The organism is Altererythrobacter sp. BO-6, from assembly GCF_011047315.1.
In the GTDB taxonomy this organism is placed as follows: domain Bacteria; phylum Pseudomonadota; class Alphaproteobacteria; order Sphingomonadales; family Sphingomonadaceae; genus Erythrobacter.
Window position 1 is genome coordinate 938,871 of sequence record NZ_CP049259.1, and the last position, 16,805, is coordinate 955,675.

A 16,805-nucleotide genomic window follows, 5' to 3' on the forward strand; every position below is an offset into this window, starting at 1 on the left:
CGCTAACCACGAAAGACCGGCGCGGGCAGGCCCTTCACGCCGAGGCGGTAGACCAGCACATCGCCCGCATGCGGCTCCAGCGCCAGCCGATCGTCTGGCAGGCCCTCGCGCGCAGTCGTCACGAACAGGAGGTCGAGCTCCGGTCCGCCAAACGCGATGCAGGTCGCCTGCGACACCGGCAGATTGATTTGCGTGAATAGGCTGCCATCAGGATTGTAGGCGGTAACCCTGCCTGAACCCCATTCGGCATTCCACAAACGCCCCTTTGCATCGACTTCAGACCCGTCAGGATAGGCCTCGCCTGCCAGCCGCGTAAACACGCGCCGGTCTGATATCGAACCTTCAGGCGCGAGCGCATAGCTGGCGATTTCCTGGCTCGGCGTGTCGGTAAAATAGAGCCGGTCGCCAGCCGGCGAAAAGCAGGTCGAATTGCTGATGGTGATCCCGCTCAGCAGGATATGCGGCGTGCTGCGATCGGCGCGGTCGAGCCGCCACAGCGAGCCGCGCTCGGGCGGGGAACCCGCTTCGCGCTCGACCATGCTGCCCGCCCAGAAACGGCCCTGCCGGTCAACCCGCCCGTCGTTCATCCGAACGCCGCGATATTCGGGCTCGGTACGGAACAGCCAGTCGATCTGCCCGGTCGCTGGCCGGCAGAGTGCAAACCCGCTGGCAAAGGCGCAGACCAGTTGCTCGGGATCCGCCGTAAGCCCGAGCGACCCAAGCCGTTCAGGCAGGTCGAACCGCGTTATCGCCTGCGAAGGCCAGTCGATCCGCAGCAATTGCGCCTGCTGGATATCGGTCAGCCACAGCGCGCAGAGCCGCCCGTCCCAGACAGGCCCCTCGCCCAGCACGCATTGCGTTGGGATGGTCCCGACCAGTTCGTACTGCTCTGCATCCATCTCGTCACCACCAGGTCGTATAGAACGCGATCAGTATGGCGATGACAGCCAGCGAGGCGATATTGAAGCCCGACGTGGTCCGATAGGAAATCCCCTCGGTCGAGACCCGATCCTTGCCCGCCGCTGCCGGGAAAACCAGCGACAGCACGATGGCGAGCGCCAGAGCCGTCAGGAACACGATGCCCATCCGGTCGATGAAGGGCAGCGTGGGCAGCAGCGCCTTGAACAGGTAGGACAGGCCAACGGATGCCACCGCCGCGCCGATCGCGCCCGCCTCGCTCGCCTTCTTCCAGAACATGCCGAGCAGGAAAATGACCGTGATGCCCGGCGTGAAGAAGCCGGAGAATTCCTGGATGAACTGGAACGCCTGATCCGATCCGCCCAGCAGGGGGCGTGCGGTCAGCGCCGCTATGGTTATCGACACCACCGCTGTGATCCGGCCGACCAGTACCAGATGCTTTTCGCCTTCGGAGGTCGATCGCGGCCCTGCTTCGCCATCGGCCTCATTGTCTTCCGCCAGGCTGTGGCGCCCCGTGAACTTGGCATAAAGGTCGAGCGTGAAGATCGTCCCGATCGAAGTTGATCATCGAAGCGAGCGTTCCGACCACCGCCGCGATCAGCGCCGCGAAAACGAGGCCGAGAATGCCCGCCGGGAGCAGGTTCATCATCATCGGATAGGCCTGGTCCGGCCGCTCAAGATCCGGCGCCAGGATCACCGCCGCGATGCCCGGCACCACGACAATGAAGGGCACGAGAAGTTTCAGGAAGGCTGCAAACACAATCCCCTTCTGCGCCTCGGCCACGCTCTTGGCGGCCAGCGCACGCTGGATGATGTACTGGTTGAACCCCCAATAGGCGAGGTTCGCGATCCACATTCCGCCGATCAGTACGGAAATGCCCGGAAGGTCACTGTAGAACGGATTGTCGGGAGACAGGATCATGTCGAATTTGCCCGGCAGCTCTTCGGTCAGGCGCACGAAGCCACCAACGAAACCGGCGTCCCCGCCCACTTCATTGAGCGTAATGACGCTGATCATGATCCCGCCCAGCACCAGCAGCGTGACCTGCACGATATCGGTGAGCGCGACGGCCTTGAGCCCGCCGTAGAGCTGGTAGAGCAGCGAAAATGCGGCAATCGCAAACATCGCGGTGGTCTGGTCGATGCCAGTGACAGTTGTCACTGCCAGCGAGCCCAGCCAGAGCACCGAGGTCAGGTTTACAAAGACGTAGAGCGCCAGCCAGAACAGCGCCATCAATGTGCGGATATTGGTGCCGTACCGCTGCTCCAGGAACTGCGGCATCGTGTAGATGCGGTTCTTCAGGAAGATCGGCAGGAAGTACTTGCCGACGATCAGCAGCGTCAGCGCGGCCATCCATTCGTAGGAGGCGATCGCTAGGCCAATGGCATAGCCCGAGCCCGACATGCCGATGATTTGCTCGGCGGAGATATTGGCTGCGATCAGCGAAGCACCGATCGCCCACCACGGCAGGCTCTTCGATGCCAGGAAGTAATCCGAGCTGTCCTTTGCCTTGCCGTCCTTTTCCCGGCTGACGAATTGCGCCAAACCGAATATGAAGACCGCGTAGACCACGATCACGACGATATCGATTGTCGCGAGACCCATGTTTTCTCTCCCTCTCCCCAGACATTGATTGCATTAATAGTATAATTAAGCAATAGGGAATCGAGGGGTTTTCGCAGAGCCAGAAACGGCACGCATCGGAGGGGAAGAAAAGCGCTATGCATCATGAGCTTGCCGGGCGGTTGCCACTGGTCGCCATTCTGCGCGGGCTGGAACCGGACCGCGCGGTGGAGGTTGCCGAGGCGCTGATCGAGGCCGGATTCGATATCCTCGAAGTTCCGCTCAATTCACCTGAGCCGCTGCGCAGTATCGGCTCAATAGCCGACGCACTGGGCGAACGGGCGCTGGTTGGCGCAGGGACCGTGCTGACGACCCAACAGGTCGATGCGTTGAACGACGTGGGCGCGCGACTGGTGGTTTCGCCCAATTGCAACCCCGCGGTGATCGAGCGCACGGCGAGCCATGGAATGGTATCCTTGCCCGGCGTCCTGACCCCGACCGAGATGTTTACCGCGCTGGGCGCGGGTGCAAGCGGGCTCAAGATTTTCCCGGCCGAACTGTTTTCGCCCGGCGCCGTGAAGGCGGTGAAAGCCGTGTTGCCACCTGCAGCGCCGGTCTATGTCGTTGGCGGCATCAATGCCGGCAATATGCGCGAATACCTCAATGCCGGAGCGGCTGGATTCGGGATGGGCAGCGCATTGTTCAAGCCGGGCAAGCCGACCAGCGAGATCGCGCGTGACGCGGCAGCAATTGTGGCAGCCTATCGCGCTGCGGCTGTTTGAGATTCTTGTGCCAAAGTGATCACGGCGCCGATCCCCGGGGAAGTCTTTAGGTCAAACGGCGTGCCGAAGAAATCAACCACCGGCACTTCGCTGACCGTGGCTAGTACGCCCCGCCCCGCTGCTGGAAATCGCGGATGTCGGACCATCGCACCACCACCCAGCGCGGGACTGCCAGCGCGCAGTTGATATCCCGCCGCCACGCTCGAACCGGGATCGGCGAAGCGCGGATCCATCGCTACGGCCTGCTGATCGAGTGCCCGAAAAGCCTCGTTTACCCGCCCGAAAAAGAGATTGCCCTGCAGCTCGAGCTCGCCGCCGCTCAGCTCGAGCCGCATCGTCTCGCCGATCATCGCTTCGCGTGAGGCATAGAAGATGTTGTTCCAAACATATGCGCCGCGCGCGGAAATCGAGATCGGGATAGAGACCCGGGCGCACGAACACCGTGTTGTTATAGATATAGATTTCATCGGAGGGGACGGTCCCGCGCGAAAACGGGCTGAGCCACAGCGTATTTCCGACCTTCTCGCGCAGGCCGTCGTTCACGCTGATGTTGTAGCGCCAGATAATGTTGCGGTTCCTGCCGAGAATCTCGACGAACCCGCCCTCGCTGTCATGCGAGAAATTGTACTGGTAGAGGATGTCGCGGTTACCAAAATCGACATGCATACCGTAGCTGTCCTTGTAGCCGCGGACATGGTTCGATCGATTGTGCTGGGCCACGACTTCAGCCGAATTGAACACCCAGGCTCCACTGCCCCTGCCTACCATTCGAGCTGGCACCAGTGACGATCCGGTGCGCGTGAAATCATTGTTTTCCACCAGTACCATGCGCGCGCCGGACAGCAGGACGGCGCTTCCGCCCATATCGAAAAAGCGGTTGTTGCGGATCACGATATCGCGGTTGAATTCGGTGTCGGGATCGCGGGTGTGCGCATCCCGATATCCCTCCCCCGCCCCATCGTGGGTGATCATCACACCGAAGCGTCCGCTGCGTTCGAAATGGCTGTCCTCGATAACGACATCGCGGAAATAGGAGGGCACTTCCTTGCCTCCGGCACTAATGGTGGAAATGCGGATGCCGGCGATCCGTACCCGGTTGAAAGCCTGCTCATCTTCGTGCGAGAGCCGTTCGGCAAAGATGTCCCTGATGGTCAGGTTGCGGAAGCGAAAATGCTCAAGCTTTCCGCCATTCGAATTCAGCAGGCTTATGCCGAAACTCGCCTCCTTCGGCTCGCCGGGAAGCGCGCGGCGAACGTCATTGGCAATCTCGAGATCGCTGATCTCGATGTACTGCTGGTTCCAGATTGCGATGGCGGAGGCAAACTGCCCATCAGACGTAGCTCCGCCGTCGATGACAGGCTTGCTCCCTTGGCCATAATGCGCAAACACCAATGGCATGCCCGGCGCACCGGAAGATCGGATCCTCAACTGGCCGGGGAAGGTATCGCCGGCCCTGAACAAGACCCGGTCGCCTGGATCGAAACGCGCCTCGCTTACACGTTCGAGGGTTCGCCACGCCTGGGAGGGGCTCTCGCCAGTTGCTTGATCGTCACCGGCGCTGCTTACGAAATAGCTTGTCCCTGGTTTGCCGGGTTCCTCACCACGCAAGCCCGGTGATTGTGCCAGCGAAAGCAGTGCGAAGAGCACCGCCCAGAAAGCGCTGGTGAGCGCACTCCCGCTATTCACCGGACCGGGCACGCTCGTCGAGCAAGCGGATAGCCTCCTTCAGAAGCGCGTGGGCGGCCTCGTCCGCACTCTTGGCGTCACCCTTTTCGATGGCGACGTAGATCTTCTCATGGTCGGGCACGCTGGCGGTGCGCACGCCCTTGGCCGAATTGGTCAGCCGGATCGAGAAGCGCAGCGCGGTCTCGATCACATGGCTGAACTGGACGAAAAAGCGATTGCCGCTGGCATGGAGGATCGCGATGTGGAAAGCGATATCGGCTTCCAGCGAATCCATCCGTCCGGCTTCGGCCTCGCGCATATCGTCGAGCCTGCGCGCGATTTCGGCAATCGCCGCCTTGTCCTGACGCAACGCCGCCGCCGCCGCCGCCTTCGGCTCGATCCCTTCGCGCACCACCAGGAAGTCACGCATCAGCTCGAACGAGAAGCGGCGTTGCAGGATCCAGCGCAGGACGTCGGGGTCGAGGATATTCCATTTCGATTCCGGCTCGACATAGGTGCCGCGGCGCGGGCGCGAACCAACCAGCCCCTTGGCCGTGAGCATCTTGATCGCTTCGCGGATCACGGTGCGCGAGGTTTCGTATTCCTTGGCCAGGTCCGCTTCGATCGGCAGACTGCCGTCAGACGGCGTATCGCCGCGCACAATCTTGCTGCCGAGCATTTCAACCAGTTCGCGGGTGAGATATTGGCTGGCCATCAGACCCTGCCTCCATCGATTACGAAATGCTGGTTGGTGATCATGCGGCTGTCATCGGCGGCCAGGAACAGCGCGAGATTGGCCGAATCGCGCGGTTCGATCCGTTCTTTCAGGCAGACTTGCTCCATCCATTCGGCTTCCGCCTCCGGGGTCAACCACAGATCGAGCTGGCGCTGGGTTACGACCCAACCGGGCAGGATGGTGTTCACACGGATTTTGTCGACGCCGTATTCGCGCGCCAGCGCCTTGGTCATGCCCAAGAGGCCGGCCTTGGCGGTGACATAGCCGGGCATGTTGGCCGGGCCGAGCACCGCATTGATCGACGAGAAGTTGACGATCGAGCCGCCCTTGCCGCTGACCCGCATCAGCTCGATCGCCTGCTGAGATGCAAAGAAGGCGCAATCGAGATTGACCGCCATGCACTTGCGCCAGCTCTCTTCGCTGGTTTCGAGCGGGTCATGACGCGTGTCGTTTGCGACATTGTTGACCAGCACGCCCAGCCCGCCAGCCTGCGCGGCAAAGTCGGCAATCGCCCCCTTGAGCGCGGCGACATCGGTCACGTCCACCTTGCGGAACCAGGGACGCGCGTGGCCTGCCTCTGCAATTGCCTCGCCCAACTCAGCGGCGGCATCTTCGGCAAGGTCGATATGGCCCACTATCGCGCCTTGCCCGGCAAAGGCCTCGACCATCGCCGCGCCGATCCCGGTCGCACCGCCGGTGATGAAGACGGGAACGCCGCTCAGGCTCGGATAGATCGCATAGCGGCTCATCAGTGGCTCTCCCGCTTCACTTCGGCGCCGCTGCTGCCGACCAGGAAGTCGAGGTCAGCCCCGAGATGTGCCTGCATGACGTGCCGGCGATGGAGCGCGACATAGCCGCGCGTGGTGTCGAATGCTTCGGGTGGACGCAAAGCGGCGCGGCGCGCCAGTTCCTCGTCCGAAACCAGCAGGTTGACGCTGCGCGCCTCCGCATCGAGCTCGATTTCGTCGCCTGTCTCGACCAGGCCGAGCGGCCCGCCGATCGATGTCTCCGGCGAAGTATGCAGCACAACCGTGCCGAACGCCGTACCGCTCATCCGTGCGTCGGAAATGCGCACCATGTCCGTCACGCCCTGCGCCAGCAGCTTTTGCGGCAGCGGCATGTTGCCGACTTCAGGCATGCCCGGGTACCCTTTCGGCCCGCAGCCCTTGAGCACAAGGATCGAGTTTGCGTCCACTTCGAGATCGGGATCGTCGATCCGCTCCTTGAAGTCCTCGATCGTCTCGAACACCACCGCCTTGCCGCGATGCTTGAGCAGGTTCGGCGAGGCAGCGCTGGGTTTGATGATTGCGCCATCGGGCGCGATATTGCCGCGCAGCACCCAGATTCCCGAGCGCTCCTTGAAAGGCTGGTCCGGAGTCGCAATCACTTCGGGATTGTAGATTTCCGCACCGGCGATCTGCTCGCCCAGCGTCATGCCTGAAACCGTCTCAACGCCCAGGTGAAGCTTTTCCGCCATGGCTGACATCAGCGCCGGCATGCCGCCGGCATAGTGCAAATCTTCCATCAGGTATTTCCCCGATGGCATGATGTTGGCGAGCAGCGGCATGTCCCCCGCCAACCTGTCGAAATCGTCGAGCGTGAGCTCGACCCCGACCCTCCCGGCCAGCGCCAGCAGGTGGATCACCGAATTGGTCGATCCGCCGATCGCGGCATGCACGCGGATCGCGTTTTCGAAGGCCTCGCGGGTGAGGAAGTGCGACAAGCGCTTGTCCTGGCGCACCAACTCCACGATCCGCCGCCCGGTCGCGTGCGACATCGCCTGGCGATTGGCATCGACCGCGGGGATCGTGGCGTTGTATTTGAGCGATACGCCCAGCGCCTCGGAAATCGCCGCGAAACTGGAGGCCGAACCCATGGTGTTACATGTCCCGCGTGAACGCGACATGCCGCTTTCGGCGGCCATGAATTCGTCCTGCGTCATTTCGCCCGCGCGCACCGCTTCGGAGAATTTCCAGACATCGGTGCCCGAGCCGATATCGCGCCCGCGGAACTTGCCGTTGAGCATCGGGCCGGAGGAAACCACGATGGTCGGCAGGTCGACGCTCGCCGCGCCCATGATCTGCCCCGGTGTGGTCTTGTCGCAGCCGCCCAGCAGCACCACCCCGTCAATGGGATTGCCGCGGATCGATTCTTCGACCTCCATTGCCAGCAAATTGCGGAACAGCATCGCTGTGGGGCGCATTTGTGTTTCGCCCAGCGACATGGCGGGGAATTCGAGCGGCAACCCGCCCGCTTCCCACACGCCGCGTTTCACATAGTCTGCCAGCTCGCGCATATGCGAATTGCACGGCGTGATTTCCGACCAGGTGTTGCAGATGCCGATCACCGGTCGCCCGTCGAAGGCATCGGCCGGATAGCCCTGCGCCTTCATCCACGAGCGGTGAATGAACCCGTCGCGGTCCAGCTTGCCATAGCTGTGCGCGCTGCGCAGTTTTTTAGGCGTATCACCCATCCAACATGACTTTCATTCAATGCGGTCCCACGACCGAATGTGCCACATACACCTTATTGAAATTTGTTCAATAATACTATTATTAAACGCAAGGTCTTTTCTGCAATAAAGCAGCGGGTTGAAGCTCGCGCTTATTGCGGATGCGGGTCCTCCAGTTCCGCCTTGCTGCGCGCTATCCCGGTGGCGATGTGCTCTTCCGAATAGCGGCGGACATCTTCCTGCGACCAGAAGGAGCCCGTATTCCAACGTGGGTGCGACATTTTGCCTTCCCAGGCGAACAGGCGGCGCAGCATGGCGCGCAGCCGCTCTGGCTGGGTTTCTGCGAGATTGCGTGTTTCGCCGATATCGCGGCTGAGATCGTAAAGTTCGGCGGGCCGATCGGGGTAGCGGAGCATCTTCCAGTCGCCATCGCGCATCGCGGCCATGTTGTCATAGCGCCAGAACAGCGCTCGATCCTGCTTTGCCTGCGCTGTCACCAGCGAGCGCCCGTCGAGATTGCTGGGCACACCCAGCCCGGCCAGATCGAGCGACGTCGGCAGGATATCCATCAGCGAAACTGGCTCGCTGCGCCGCTCGCCCGCCCCCCGGCCATCGGGATAGCGGACGACGAAAGGCACACGGATGCCGCCTTCGAGCAAAGTTCCCTTTGTTCCGCGCAGTGGTGCATTGCTGGCATCCAGCCCGATCCGGTCGCCGCCGTTGTCATTGGTGAAGACAACCAGCGTGTTATCGACGAGGCCGTTCGTCCGCAGCGCCTGGAGCACAGTGCCGGTTGCCCGATCAAGGCCCCAGGTCATCGCCGCGAGCCGCCGCCTTTGCGGATCGGCGATCGCGCTGAAGCGCGCCTCGTCTTCCGCCAGCGCCTCCATCGGTGTGTGGACGGCATTGAAAGCGAGATAGAGCACGAAGGGGCGGTCGCGATTGGCCGCAATCTGCGCTGCTGCTTCGCGCGCGAGGTCGTCTGACAGATAGGCTTCAGGCTGCACCGCCGCGCCGTCGCGTTCGAAGGAACCGGGCCTTACCGCTTGCGGGAAATAGCTGCTGGAACCGCCGAGAAAGCCGTAAAAATGCCCAAACCCGCGCGCGTTCGGGTGAAATTGCGGCAAGCTGCCGACGTGCCATTTGCCGATTGCGATCGTGGCATAACCCGCTGCCTGGAACAGGTCACCGATCGTCCGCTCTTCAACCGCCAGCCCCATGTAGGCCGGATCGACTCCGGGCGTCGGTTCATGGGTGAGGTTGAATTCATAGCCGAACCGCTGGGTGTAACGGCCGGTCAGCAACCCGGCCCTTGAAGGGCTGCAAAACGGCATGGTGGCATAGGCCGCTTCATAGACCACGCCCTGTCTTGCCAGCGCATCGAGGTTGGGGGTCGCAAATTCGCGGCTGCCCTGAAACCCGAAGTCGGCATATCCTGCATCGTCGGCCAGGATGATGACGATGTTCGGGGGTCTCGCCGCCTTATCGCCTGCCTGCGCGCGGTTCGTGGCGCAGCCAAGCACTGCCCCGGTCAGTGCCAGAAGCAGCGCAAGGCGGGTTGCGAGTATCACCGCTCACCCTCGAACCGCGTGCGCGAGACAATGGCGTTGAGCAAGGCGCGCATCCGCGACACGTCCTCAGGGCGATCGCGCGCAAGATTGCGGGTTTCGCCGATATCGCGGCTGAGATCGTAGAGCTGCGCTGTATTGCTGGCGCCGCTTTCGATGCCTTTGCCCGCAACGAATGCAGCCTGGTCCGGATTGCGCAGCGGGGCAATGAACTTCAGATCGCGCTCGCGCAGGACGAGCCCCGCGACCCATTCCTTGAACAACAGGTCGCGCCCCATGGGATCGCTTCCAAGCCAGGCGCCGAGCTGGTTGCGGCTGTCGATCGCCACATCGGGCCTGAGTTTCGCGCCGGTTAGCGATGCGAGCGAAGCGAACAGGTCAACCTGGCTCACCACGGCATTGCTGGTCCCCGGTGCGATGCGTCCTGGCCACCAGGCAATCGTCGGTACCCGCGCGCCCGCCTCGAAGGCAGAGTATTTTCCGCCGCGCAGCGGCCCGGCGGGCTTGTGGTTGCCGAGCAATTCGACCGCCCCGTCCTCATAACCGTCATTCAGCACCGGGCCATTGTCGCTGCTGAAGATCACCAGCGTATTCTGGTCGAGACCCAGGCGTTCGAGTTCGGCGATGATCTGTCCGGTCATCCAGTCCATCTGGACAATGGCGTCGCCGCGCGGGCCCATTGTCGTCGCACCCTGGAAACGCTTGGCCGGTAGGCGCGGCACATGCGGATCGTGGAACGCGAAATAGATGAAGAAGGGCTGGTCCTTGCTCTCGCGAATGAAGCTCTTTGCCTTTTCGGTGAAGACCTGGTGGAATTCCTCATCCACCCATTCGGCCGATTTCCCGCCCTTCATGTGACCGATCCGCGAGACCCCGTTGATGATCGTATCGGAGTGCTGCCTGTCAGCCTTGTAGCGCAGCAGCTCGGGGTTTTCGTATCCGGTTGGCCGGTCGCCGATCTTTTCCTTGTAGCTGACGCTCAGCGGGTCAGCCGGATCGAGCCCGACGATGCGGTGGTTCTCGAGATAGGCGGTCGGCACGCGGTCGCCGGTCGCAGGCAAGAGAAACGAATAATCGAAGCCGATCTCCAGCGGTCCGGGTTTGACTTCGGCGTTCCAGTCAACCGCGCCGTCACCAAGGCCCAGATGCCATTTGCCGATCACAGCGGTGCGATAGCCGCGCTCTGACAGCATATCGGCGATGGTGTATTTGTCCGGCCTGATCAGCAGCGGCGCATCACCGGGCAGGATCTCGGCCTTGCTGCGAAAACCGTATTCCCCCGTCAGCAGCGCATAGCGCGAAGGGGTGCAGGTGGCCGCTGCCGCATGCCCGTCCGTAAACCGTACACCCTCCCTCGCCAGCCGGTCGACATTGGGCGTGGGCAAGCCTTCGGCCCCATAGGAACCCAGATCGCCATAGCCGAGGTCATCGGCATAGAAGATGATGATGTTGGGCGGCCGATCCGCCTGCGCCGTCACACGCGGTGCGGACTGATCTACCGGAGCGCAGGCAGCAATAGCTGCCAGCGTGATTAGCGTTGCCGCAAGGCGGAATGCATGCCTCATTGGCTGCCTCCCTGCTTGCCAGCCTTACCGCCGGGCTTCGGCCACGTCCCAAGTGGCGGGAAGGCCGGCTTCGGCGCCATCTTGCCATTCCAGACCTGGTAGACCTTTTCGAGCTGCGCCATATTGCCCTTGTTGGCCGGGCCGATGTTCTTCTTCTCCCCAACGTCCTCGCGCAGGTTGAACATTACGCCGTTCTGGCCATTGAAGATGTATTTGAGGTCTCCGATCACCATGGCGTGCTGGCCCTGGTCGAACTTGCGCCAGAACAGCACCGGCTGCGGATCGCCGGTCTTTTCGCCAAGCAGGTAGGGCATGAGGTCCACGCCATCGAGCGGGCGATCAGGGCGCACTTCGATCGCAAGCTGGCTGGTAATCGTGCCGACAATGTCCATCGAGCTGACCGGCCGGGTGTAGTCCTTGCCGCCAATGATCCGCGCCGGCCAGCGCATCGCAAACGGCACGCGAACGCCGCCTTCGAACAGCTGGCTCTTGCCGCCCCGCAGCGGAGCGTTGTTGGCGATTGGCTGTTCGCCGGTTTCCGCCGTGACAACGCCGCCATTGTCGGAAAGGAAGAAGATCAGCGTATTTTCCGCCTTGCCCGATCGATCGAGTTCATCGAGCAATTTCCCCACGCCATCGTCAACCGCGCTGATCATCGCGGCATAGGTGCGTCGCTTCGGATCGGCGATATCCGGGAACCGGTTCAGATACTTCTCGGTCGCCTGCAGCGGCGAATGCGGCGCGTTGTAGGCGAGGTAGAGGAAGAACGGCTGTTCTGCCCCGGAGCGGCGGCGGACGAATTCAACCGCCCGGTCGCTCAACTCATCGGTCAAGTACTGCTTGAAGTGCACGCGCTTGCCATTGTCGACCAGCTTCGTGCGATACCAGTCATAGGGCTTCTTCGAATCCGAGATGTCCTCGAACACCGTGTTTTCCGGAAAGTAGTCGTGCCCGCCCTCAAGGAAGCCATAGAATTCGTCAAAGCCCCTCACCCGCGGGCGCAGCGTCTCATGGGTTCCCATGTGCCATTTGCCGATGGCCATTGAATAATAGCCCGAACGCTTGAGCATTTCGGAGATCATTTCTTCCGAACGCGGCAGGCCGCCGCGCGGATCGGACGGGTCGGCATTGGGGTTGCGATCGAAACCGAAGCGCGACTGGTGGCGTCCGGTGAGAAGTCCTGCACGGCTGGGACCGCAGACCGGGAAGGTCACGTAACCTCTGGTAAAGCGAACACCCTCGTGGGCGATGCGATCGATGTTCGGGGTGGGAATTTCCTCGCTGCCATTGAAGCCAACGTCGCGATAGCCCTGGTCATCGGTGATGATCACGATGATGTTGGGACGCTCGTCGGCAACAGCTTCCTGCCCGGCCAGCGCGGGTGACTTTACAGACGCCGAAGCGAAAACGACCGTGATCAAGGCAATCGCCGTCCCGATGGCCCGCATTTTGAACTGGCCGATCATCTGGCCTTCCCCTCTCCGATTGGCTCCATCACGAAGCTCCAGCGATATTGCTTGGCCGGGATGCGATATTGCGGCAGCGGCAGCGCGCCCCAGCTGTTGTCGCCGCCCACGCCCATCTGCATGTGATCGATATTGACGCTGACGATGTTGCGGAACGGCACCAGCCCGCCATGCTTGTGGTTCTCGTGCGTCCGGTCATGATCGAGATCGCTCTGCAGCACCGGCAGCGCGGAGAACTGGAATGCGTCGTTGCTCCAGATGCGCACTCGATGCCCTTCGCCGTCTCCCAATGTCAGCCATCGTGTATCGGTCTTGTTGCCGGTTTCCTGTGGGCGGGAATAATCGTGATACTGCTTGGCCACAGTCGAACGGTAGAGACCCATGGCGGCCCCGTCCTTGCGATCCCAATAGTTTTCGTGCGGTCCGCGACCGAACCATTCGAGCCGATCGTAATCGCCGTTGAAGACGATGTTCATGCCAACGCGGGGAAGGATCGGCAGCTTGTCCTTGCGCGGCGTAAACGATCCTTCGACCGTAACGCTGCCTTCCTCGTCAATAATGTAGGTGATGCCGAATTCCCGCGAGCCCGTCTCCCAGCACAAAGCGGGTCTCCACCACAGCCGCGCCGGTTTCGTCGATCCGGTGCGCAAACGTCAGCAGCCTCGGCTCTGCACTGGCGGCCTTCCAGATGCCTGACTGGCGCAGCATCCAGCGCCCGCCGGAATCATTGTCAGTCGGCGCACGCCAGAGGTTGGGGACGAGGCCTGCAACCAGCAATTCGCGCCCATCGATCCTCCAATGCGCAAGCTGCCCGCTCGCCTTGTCGAAGCTGAGCGTGCCGCCCGCTGTCGCGATCTCGAGCTTGCCATCAACATCGTTGAAAGCGAGGTCCTTGCCAAAGGGTACGTAGGCAATTGCCGACCCTTCGCCGAGACCGAACTGTTCCCAGGCGACGAGCGCGCCCGCATCAACAAGCCGAATGGTGCCCGGCTTCGCCACAGCTTCGACCTTAAGGTAGTAATTGGCGACATTCGGGGTCGCCGTTGCCGCCTTGGGGAGCGTGATCTTGCCGGTCGTTCCGGCTGCGATCGCAGGAACGTTCAGCGGCCCCTCGCCCACAGCCACACCGTCAGCCTCCAACCGCCAGCGGAAATCGAAGCCGGACGTATCGATGAAGTTCTGGCGGTTGATCACGCTGAGCGTGTCGCCTTCAAGCGCGAAATCGATCGGCTGGTAGACCTTCCTCAGCTCCCACGCATGCGGGTTCAATGTGCGGTCCGACTGCACGATGCCGTTGGCGAGGAAGTTGTCGGAATCCGGGCGCGGGCTCGGACCAAAGTCGCCGCCATAGGCGAAGAATCGTTTGCCGCTAGGATCGGTTTTGTAAAGCGTCTGGTCGACCCAGTCCCACACGAAGCCGCCCTGCAATTTGTCTTGCGCGTAGATCGCATCCCAATACTCGCGGAATCCGCCGAGGCTGTTGCCCATCGCATGGGCATATTCGGCCTGGATCATCGGCTGCGGATAATCGCTTTTCGCGTAGTCCAGCATTTCCGCGACACTGTCGTACATCGGCGTGTAGACGTCGGAATATTCGAGCACCGAATGCCCATCGACCGTGCCGTGCCCGCCGTATGTCACCGGACGTGTCGGGTCGAGTTCGCGCACGCGGGCAGCTGCCTTTTCAAAGGCGGGACCAATGCCGGCCTCATTGCCCAGCGACCACAGGATGATCGAGGGATGGTTGCGGTCACGCCTGACCATGCGTTCGACCCGCTGCAGATGCGCCAGCTCCCATTCGGGCTTGAAGCCGAGCTGGAAATCCTCGCGCTTTGCGGGCGGCTTCGCCTGGTCGCCCATCTGCATGTATTCGTGGCTCTCGATATTCGCCTCATCGAGAATGTAGAGGCCATACCGATCGGCCAGTTCGTAGAAATAGTGGTGGTTCGGATAATGCGCGGTGCGCACCGCATTGACGTTGAGCTGCTTCATCAGCCGCACGTCCTGTTCCATCCGTTCACGGCTGACGACGCGCCCCGTCTCGGGATCGTGCTCATGCCGATTGACCCCGCGGATCGTCACCGCCGTGCCGTTGACCTTGAGCTGGCCGCCCTCGATCTCGACCCGGCGGAAGCCGATGTCACGCCGCACCACTTCGGAAACCTTGCCGGTTGCATCGCGCAGAACCGCCTCGAGTGTGTAGAGGTTCGGCGTTTCGGCACTCCACGCCCGGACATTGGGGACAGTGGCGGCGAAGGTGGCGTCGCCTGCCTGCGCCAGCTTGCGACTGGCGGAATAGACCTCGCGCGCCCCATCCAGCAGGCGGACGTCAACTGAACCTTTGCCGGACACGGTCGGTGTGACCGAAAGCGTGCCGGTGCGATTGTCGCGGGCCAGCCCGGCATCCACCACGAGGTCGGCGATATGCGCCTGTGGACGGGCGAACATGAACACGTCGCGCTCGATCCCGCTCAGGCTCCACATGTCCTGGTCTTCAAGATAACTGCCGTCGGAAAAGCGGTAGATTTCGACCGCGATGTCATTTGCCGCACCGGGCTTTACCAGCTGCGTCACGTCGAATTCGGCAGGCAGTTTGGCGTCTTCGCTGTACCCGGCCAGTTTGCCATTGACCCAGACGTAATAGGCCGAATTGACTGCACCGAAATGCAGGATCACCTGCTTGCCTAACCAACCCTCCGGCACGGAGACGCTCCGGCGATAGGAGCCAACCGGATTGTAATCGTCCGGCACGAAGGGCTGGTTAGCCGGGAAAACATATTCGATATTTACGTAATGCGGCGCATCATATCCCTGCAACTCCCAGTTGCCGGGAACTGCGACCCTGTCCCAACCCGATACATCGAACTGCGGATCCTGGAAGCCGGCCGGCCGTTCAGACGGGTTCTTCGACCAGCGGAATGACCACTGGCCATTGAGCGAAAGATAGCGCTGCGACATGGCCGGATCACCGGCAAGGGCCGTTGCTTCGTCTTCGAACGCGAAGAAGCTGGTGCGCATCGGCAAACGGTTGATTTCGTTGACCTGCGGATCTTCCCAAGGCACCCCGGCAATCGCGATCGGCGGCTCATCAGCCCTCGTCGCCAGGCCGGCCGCACAACCGGTCAGGGCAAGCATCAGGCAAGCTGCGGTGAATGTCCGAACAGGCATTAGCGGCCATCCTTCCGGCGTTGGTAGACGCGAACGTAGTCGATCTCGTAGCGCGAAGGAAATTTCGTGTTCTCCACCGATCCACCGCTATTCCCGCCGAGCGCCAGGTTCAAAAGCAGGTAGTGCGGCTGGCGAAACGGATGCGGCAGCGGGGAATCCTTGCCGCCGTTCTTCACATTGTCGAGCAGAACCCGGTTCATCAGTCGGTCGTCGAGCCACAGGGTGATTTCCTGCTCGTCCCAATCCATCACCCAGGTGTGAAAGCGCTTATCCCAATCGGGATCGTCGCTGATCTGGGCAAGCGGCACCTTGGCGCCTTTCCAAACCGGCTTGCGCACATCTTTCGCTGCCCAGGCGAAATTGGCGAGGATCGAGCCATCGTAATATTCCATGATGTCGATCTCGCCCTTGGCGGGCCATTTGCCTTCGACCCCAAGAGTCCAGATTGCCGGCCACAGCCCTTCTTCAGCGGTGATCCGAGCCCGGATTTCGAACCGGCCATATTGCCATTGGCGCAGCCCCGCAGTCGTCAGGCTGGCCGAGGTGAATTCGATGTCCTTGCGCCAGCGGAACTCGTCTTTCTCCTTGGGATCCCTCCAGCGCGGGTTGCGTTTGCGCTCTTTGCGCGCCTCGATCACCAGTACGCCATTCTCGACGAAGGCGTTTTCGGGCTGGTACCACTGCAATTCGCGGTTGCGCTGGAAGCCTTCCTCGAAGGTCCAATTGGCCGGGTCTGGCGCACCGTCCTGGTCGAATTCGTCAGACCAGACGAGCACGAACCCATCAGGCGCGGAGGGCACCGGCGCTGCAGCCTCGCCGACAGAATGGGCTGCAGCGGTAGTGCTCAAAACGAGCACACTCGCGGCGATGACATTCAGTGGTTTCATGGCCGAACCCTTTGGCGGGTTCCGGGGCGATCCC

12 protein-coding genes and 1 pseudogene are annotated in these 16,805 nt (G+C 61.9%); 1 reads left to right on the top strand and 12 read right to left on the bottom strand.

Annotation, left to right across the window (positions count from 1 at the left end):
• Positions 1 to 2: 2 nt before the first annotated feature.
• Positions 3 to 899, bottom strand: coding sequence for an SMP-30/gluconolactonase/LRE family protein (locus tag G6N82_RS04610; protein WP_165194177.1), 897 nt, complete (start codon positions 897 to 899; stop codon positions 3 to 5).
• Between the two features lie 4 nt (positions 900 to 903).
• Positions 904 to 2,524, bottom strand: a pseudogene (locus G6N82_RS04615) (sodium/sugar symporter).
• Positions 2,525 to 2,640: 116 nt separating this feature from the next.
• Here G6N82_RS04615 and G6N82_RS04620 point away from each other — a divergent pair.
• Entirely contained in the window at positions 2,641 to 3,264 is a 624-nt protein-coding gene (locus G6N82_RS04620) for a 2-dehydro-3-deoxy-6-phosphogalactonate aldolase (protein WP_165194179.1), read from the top strand.
• A gap of 72 nt (positions 3,265 to 3,336) precedes the next feature.
• On the opposite strand, the gene G6N82_RS04625 is transcribed toward G6N82_RS04620, so the two are convergent.
• The 10 genes from G6N82_RS04625 to G6N82_RS04670 all read right to left on the bottom strand — a co-directional run bounded on the left by G6N82_RS04625 (position 3,337) and on the right by G6N82_RS04670 (position 16,771).
• The gene (locus G6N82_RS04625; RefSeq protein WP_165194182.1) at positions 3,337 to 4,950 is read right to left on the bottom strand and encodes a right-handed parallel beta-helix repeat-containing protein; all 1,614 of its coding nucleotides are present in this window, start codon (positions 4,948 to 4,950) and stop codon (positions 3,337 to 3,339) included.
• The gene (locus G6N82_RS04630; RefSeq protein ID WP_165194184.1) at positions 4,943 to 5,644 is read right to left on the bottom strand and encodes a FadR/GntR family transcriptional regulator; all 702 of its coding nucleotides are present in this window, start codon (positions 5,642 to 5,644) and stop codon (positions 4,943 to 4,945) included. Before G6N82_RS04630 ends, G6N82_RS04625 begins: the two co-directional genes overlap by 8 nt.
• Positions 5,644 to 6,414 carry an SDR family NAD(P)-dependent oxidoreductase gene (locus tag G6N82_RS04635; RefSeq protein ID WP_165194186.1) on the bottom strand — a complete coding sequence of 257 codons (771 nt, stop codon included), beginning with the start codon at positions 6,412 to 6,414 and terminating at the stop codon, positions 5,644 to 5,646. The genes G6N82_RS04630 and G6N82_RS04635 overlap by 1 nt, the downstream gene beginning before the upstream one ends.
• The gene (locus G6N82_RS04640) at positions 6,414 to 8,138 is read right to left on the bottom strand and encodes an IlvD/Edd family dehydratase (RefSeq protein ID WP_165194188.1); all 1,725 of its coding nucleotides are present in this window, start codon (positions 8,136 to 8,138) and stop codon (positions 6,414 to 6,416) included. Before G6N82_RS04640 ends, G6N82_RS04635 begins: the two co-directional genes overlap by 1 nt.
• A gap of 131 nt (positions 8,139 to 8,269) precedes the next feature.
• Positions 8,270 to 9,688, bottom strand: a complete 1,419-nt coding sequence (locus G6N82_RS04645) for a sulfatase-like hydrolase/transferase (protein ID WP_165194190.1) — start codon at positions 9,686 to 9,688, stop codon at positions 8,270 to 8,272.
• Positions 9,685 to 11,250 carry an arylsulfatase gene (locus tag G6N82_RS04650; protein ID WP_165194192.1) on the bottom strand — a complete coding sequence of 522 codons (1,566 nt, stop codon included), beginning with the start codon at positions 11,248 to 11,250 and terminating at the stop codon, positions 9,685 to 9,687. The genes G6N82_RS04645 and G6N82_RS04650 overlap by 4 nt, the downstream gene beginning before the upstream one ends.
• Positions 11,247 to 12,716, bottom strand: coding sequence for a sulfatase-like hydrolase/transferase (locus G6N82_RS04655; RefSeq protein ID WP_165194194.1), 1,470 nt, complete (start codon positions 12,714 to 12,716; stop codon positions 11,247 to 11,249). Before G6N82_RS04655 ends, G6N82_RS04650 begins: the two co-directional genes overlap by 4 nt.
• On the bottom strand, positions 12,713 to 13,318 hold the full coding sequence (locus G6N82_RS15155; protein ID WP_165194196.1) for a beta-galactosidase small subunit: 606 nt from the start codon (positions 13,316 to 13,318) through the stop codon (positions 12,713 to 12,715). Before G6N82_RS15155 ends, G6N82_RS04655 begins: the two co-directional genes overlap by 4 nt.
• Complete coding sequence (locus G6N82_RS04665) at positions 13,269 to 15,884, bottom strand: glycoside hydrolase family 2 TIM barrel-domain containing protein (RefSeq protein WP_165194198.1); 2,616 nt, start codon at positions 15,882 to 15,884, stop codon at positions 13,269 to 13,271. The genes G6N82_RS15155 and G6N82_RS04665 overlap by 50 nt, the downstream gene beginning before the upstream one ends.
• A complete protein-coding gene (locus G6N82_RS04670; RefSeq protein ID WP_165194200.1) occupies positions 15,884 to 16,771 on the bottom strand; it encodes a glycoside hydrolase family 16 protein in 888 nt (295 codons plus the stop codon). Before G6N82_RS04670 ends, G6N82_RS04665 begins: the two co-directional genes overlap by 1 nt.
• Positions 16,772 to 16,805: the final 34 nt, after the last annotated feature.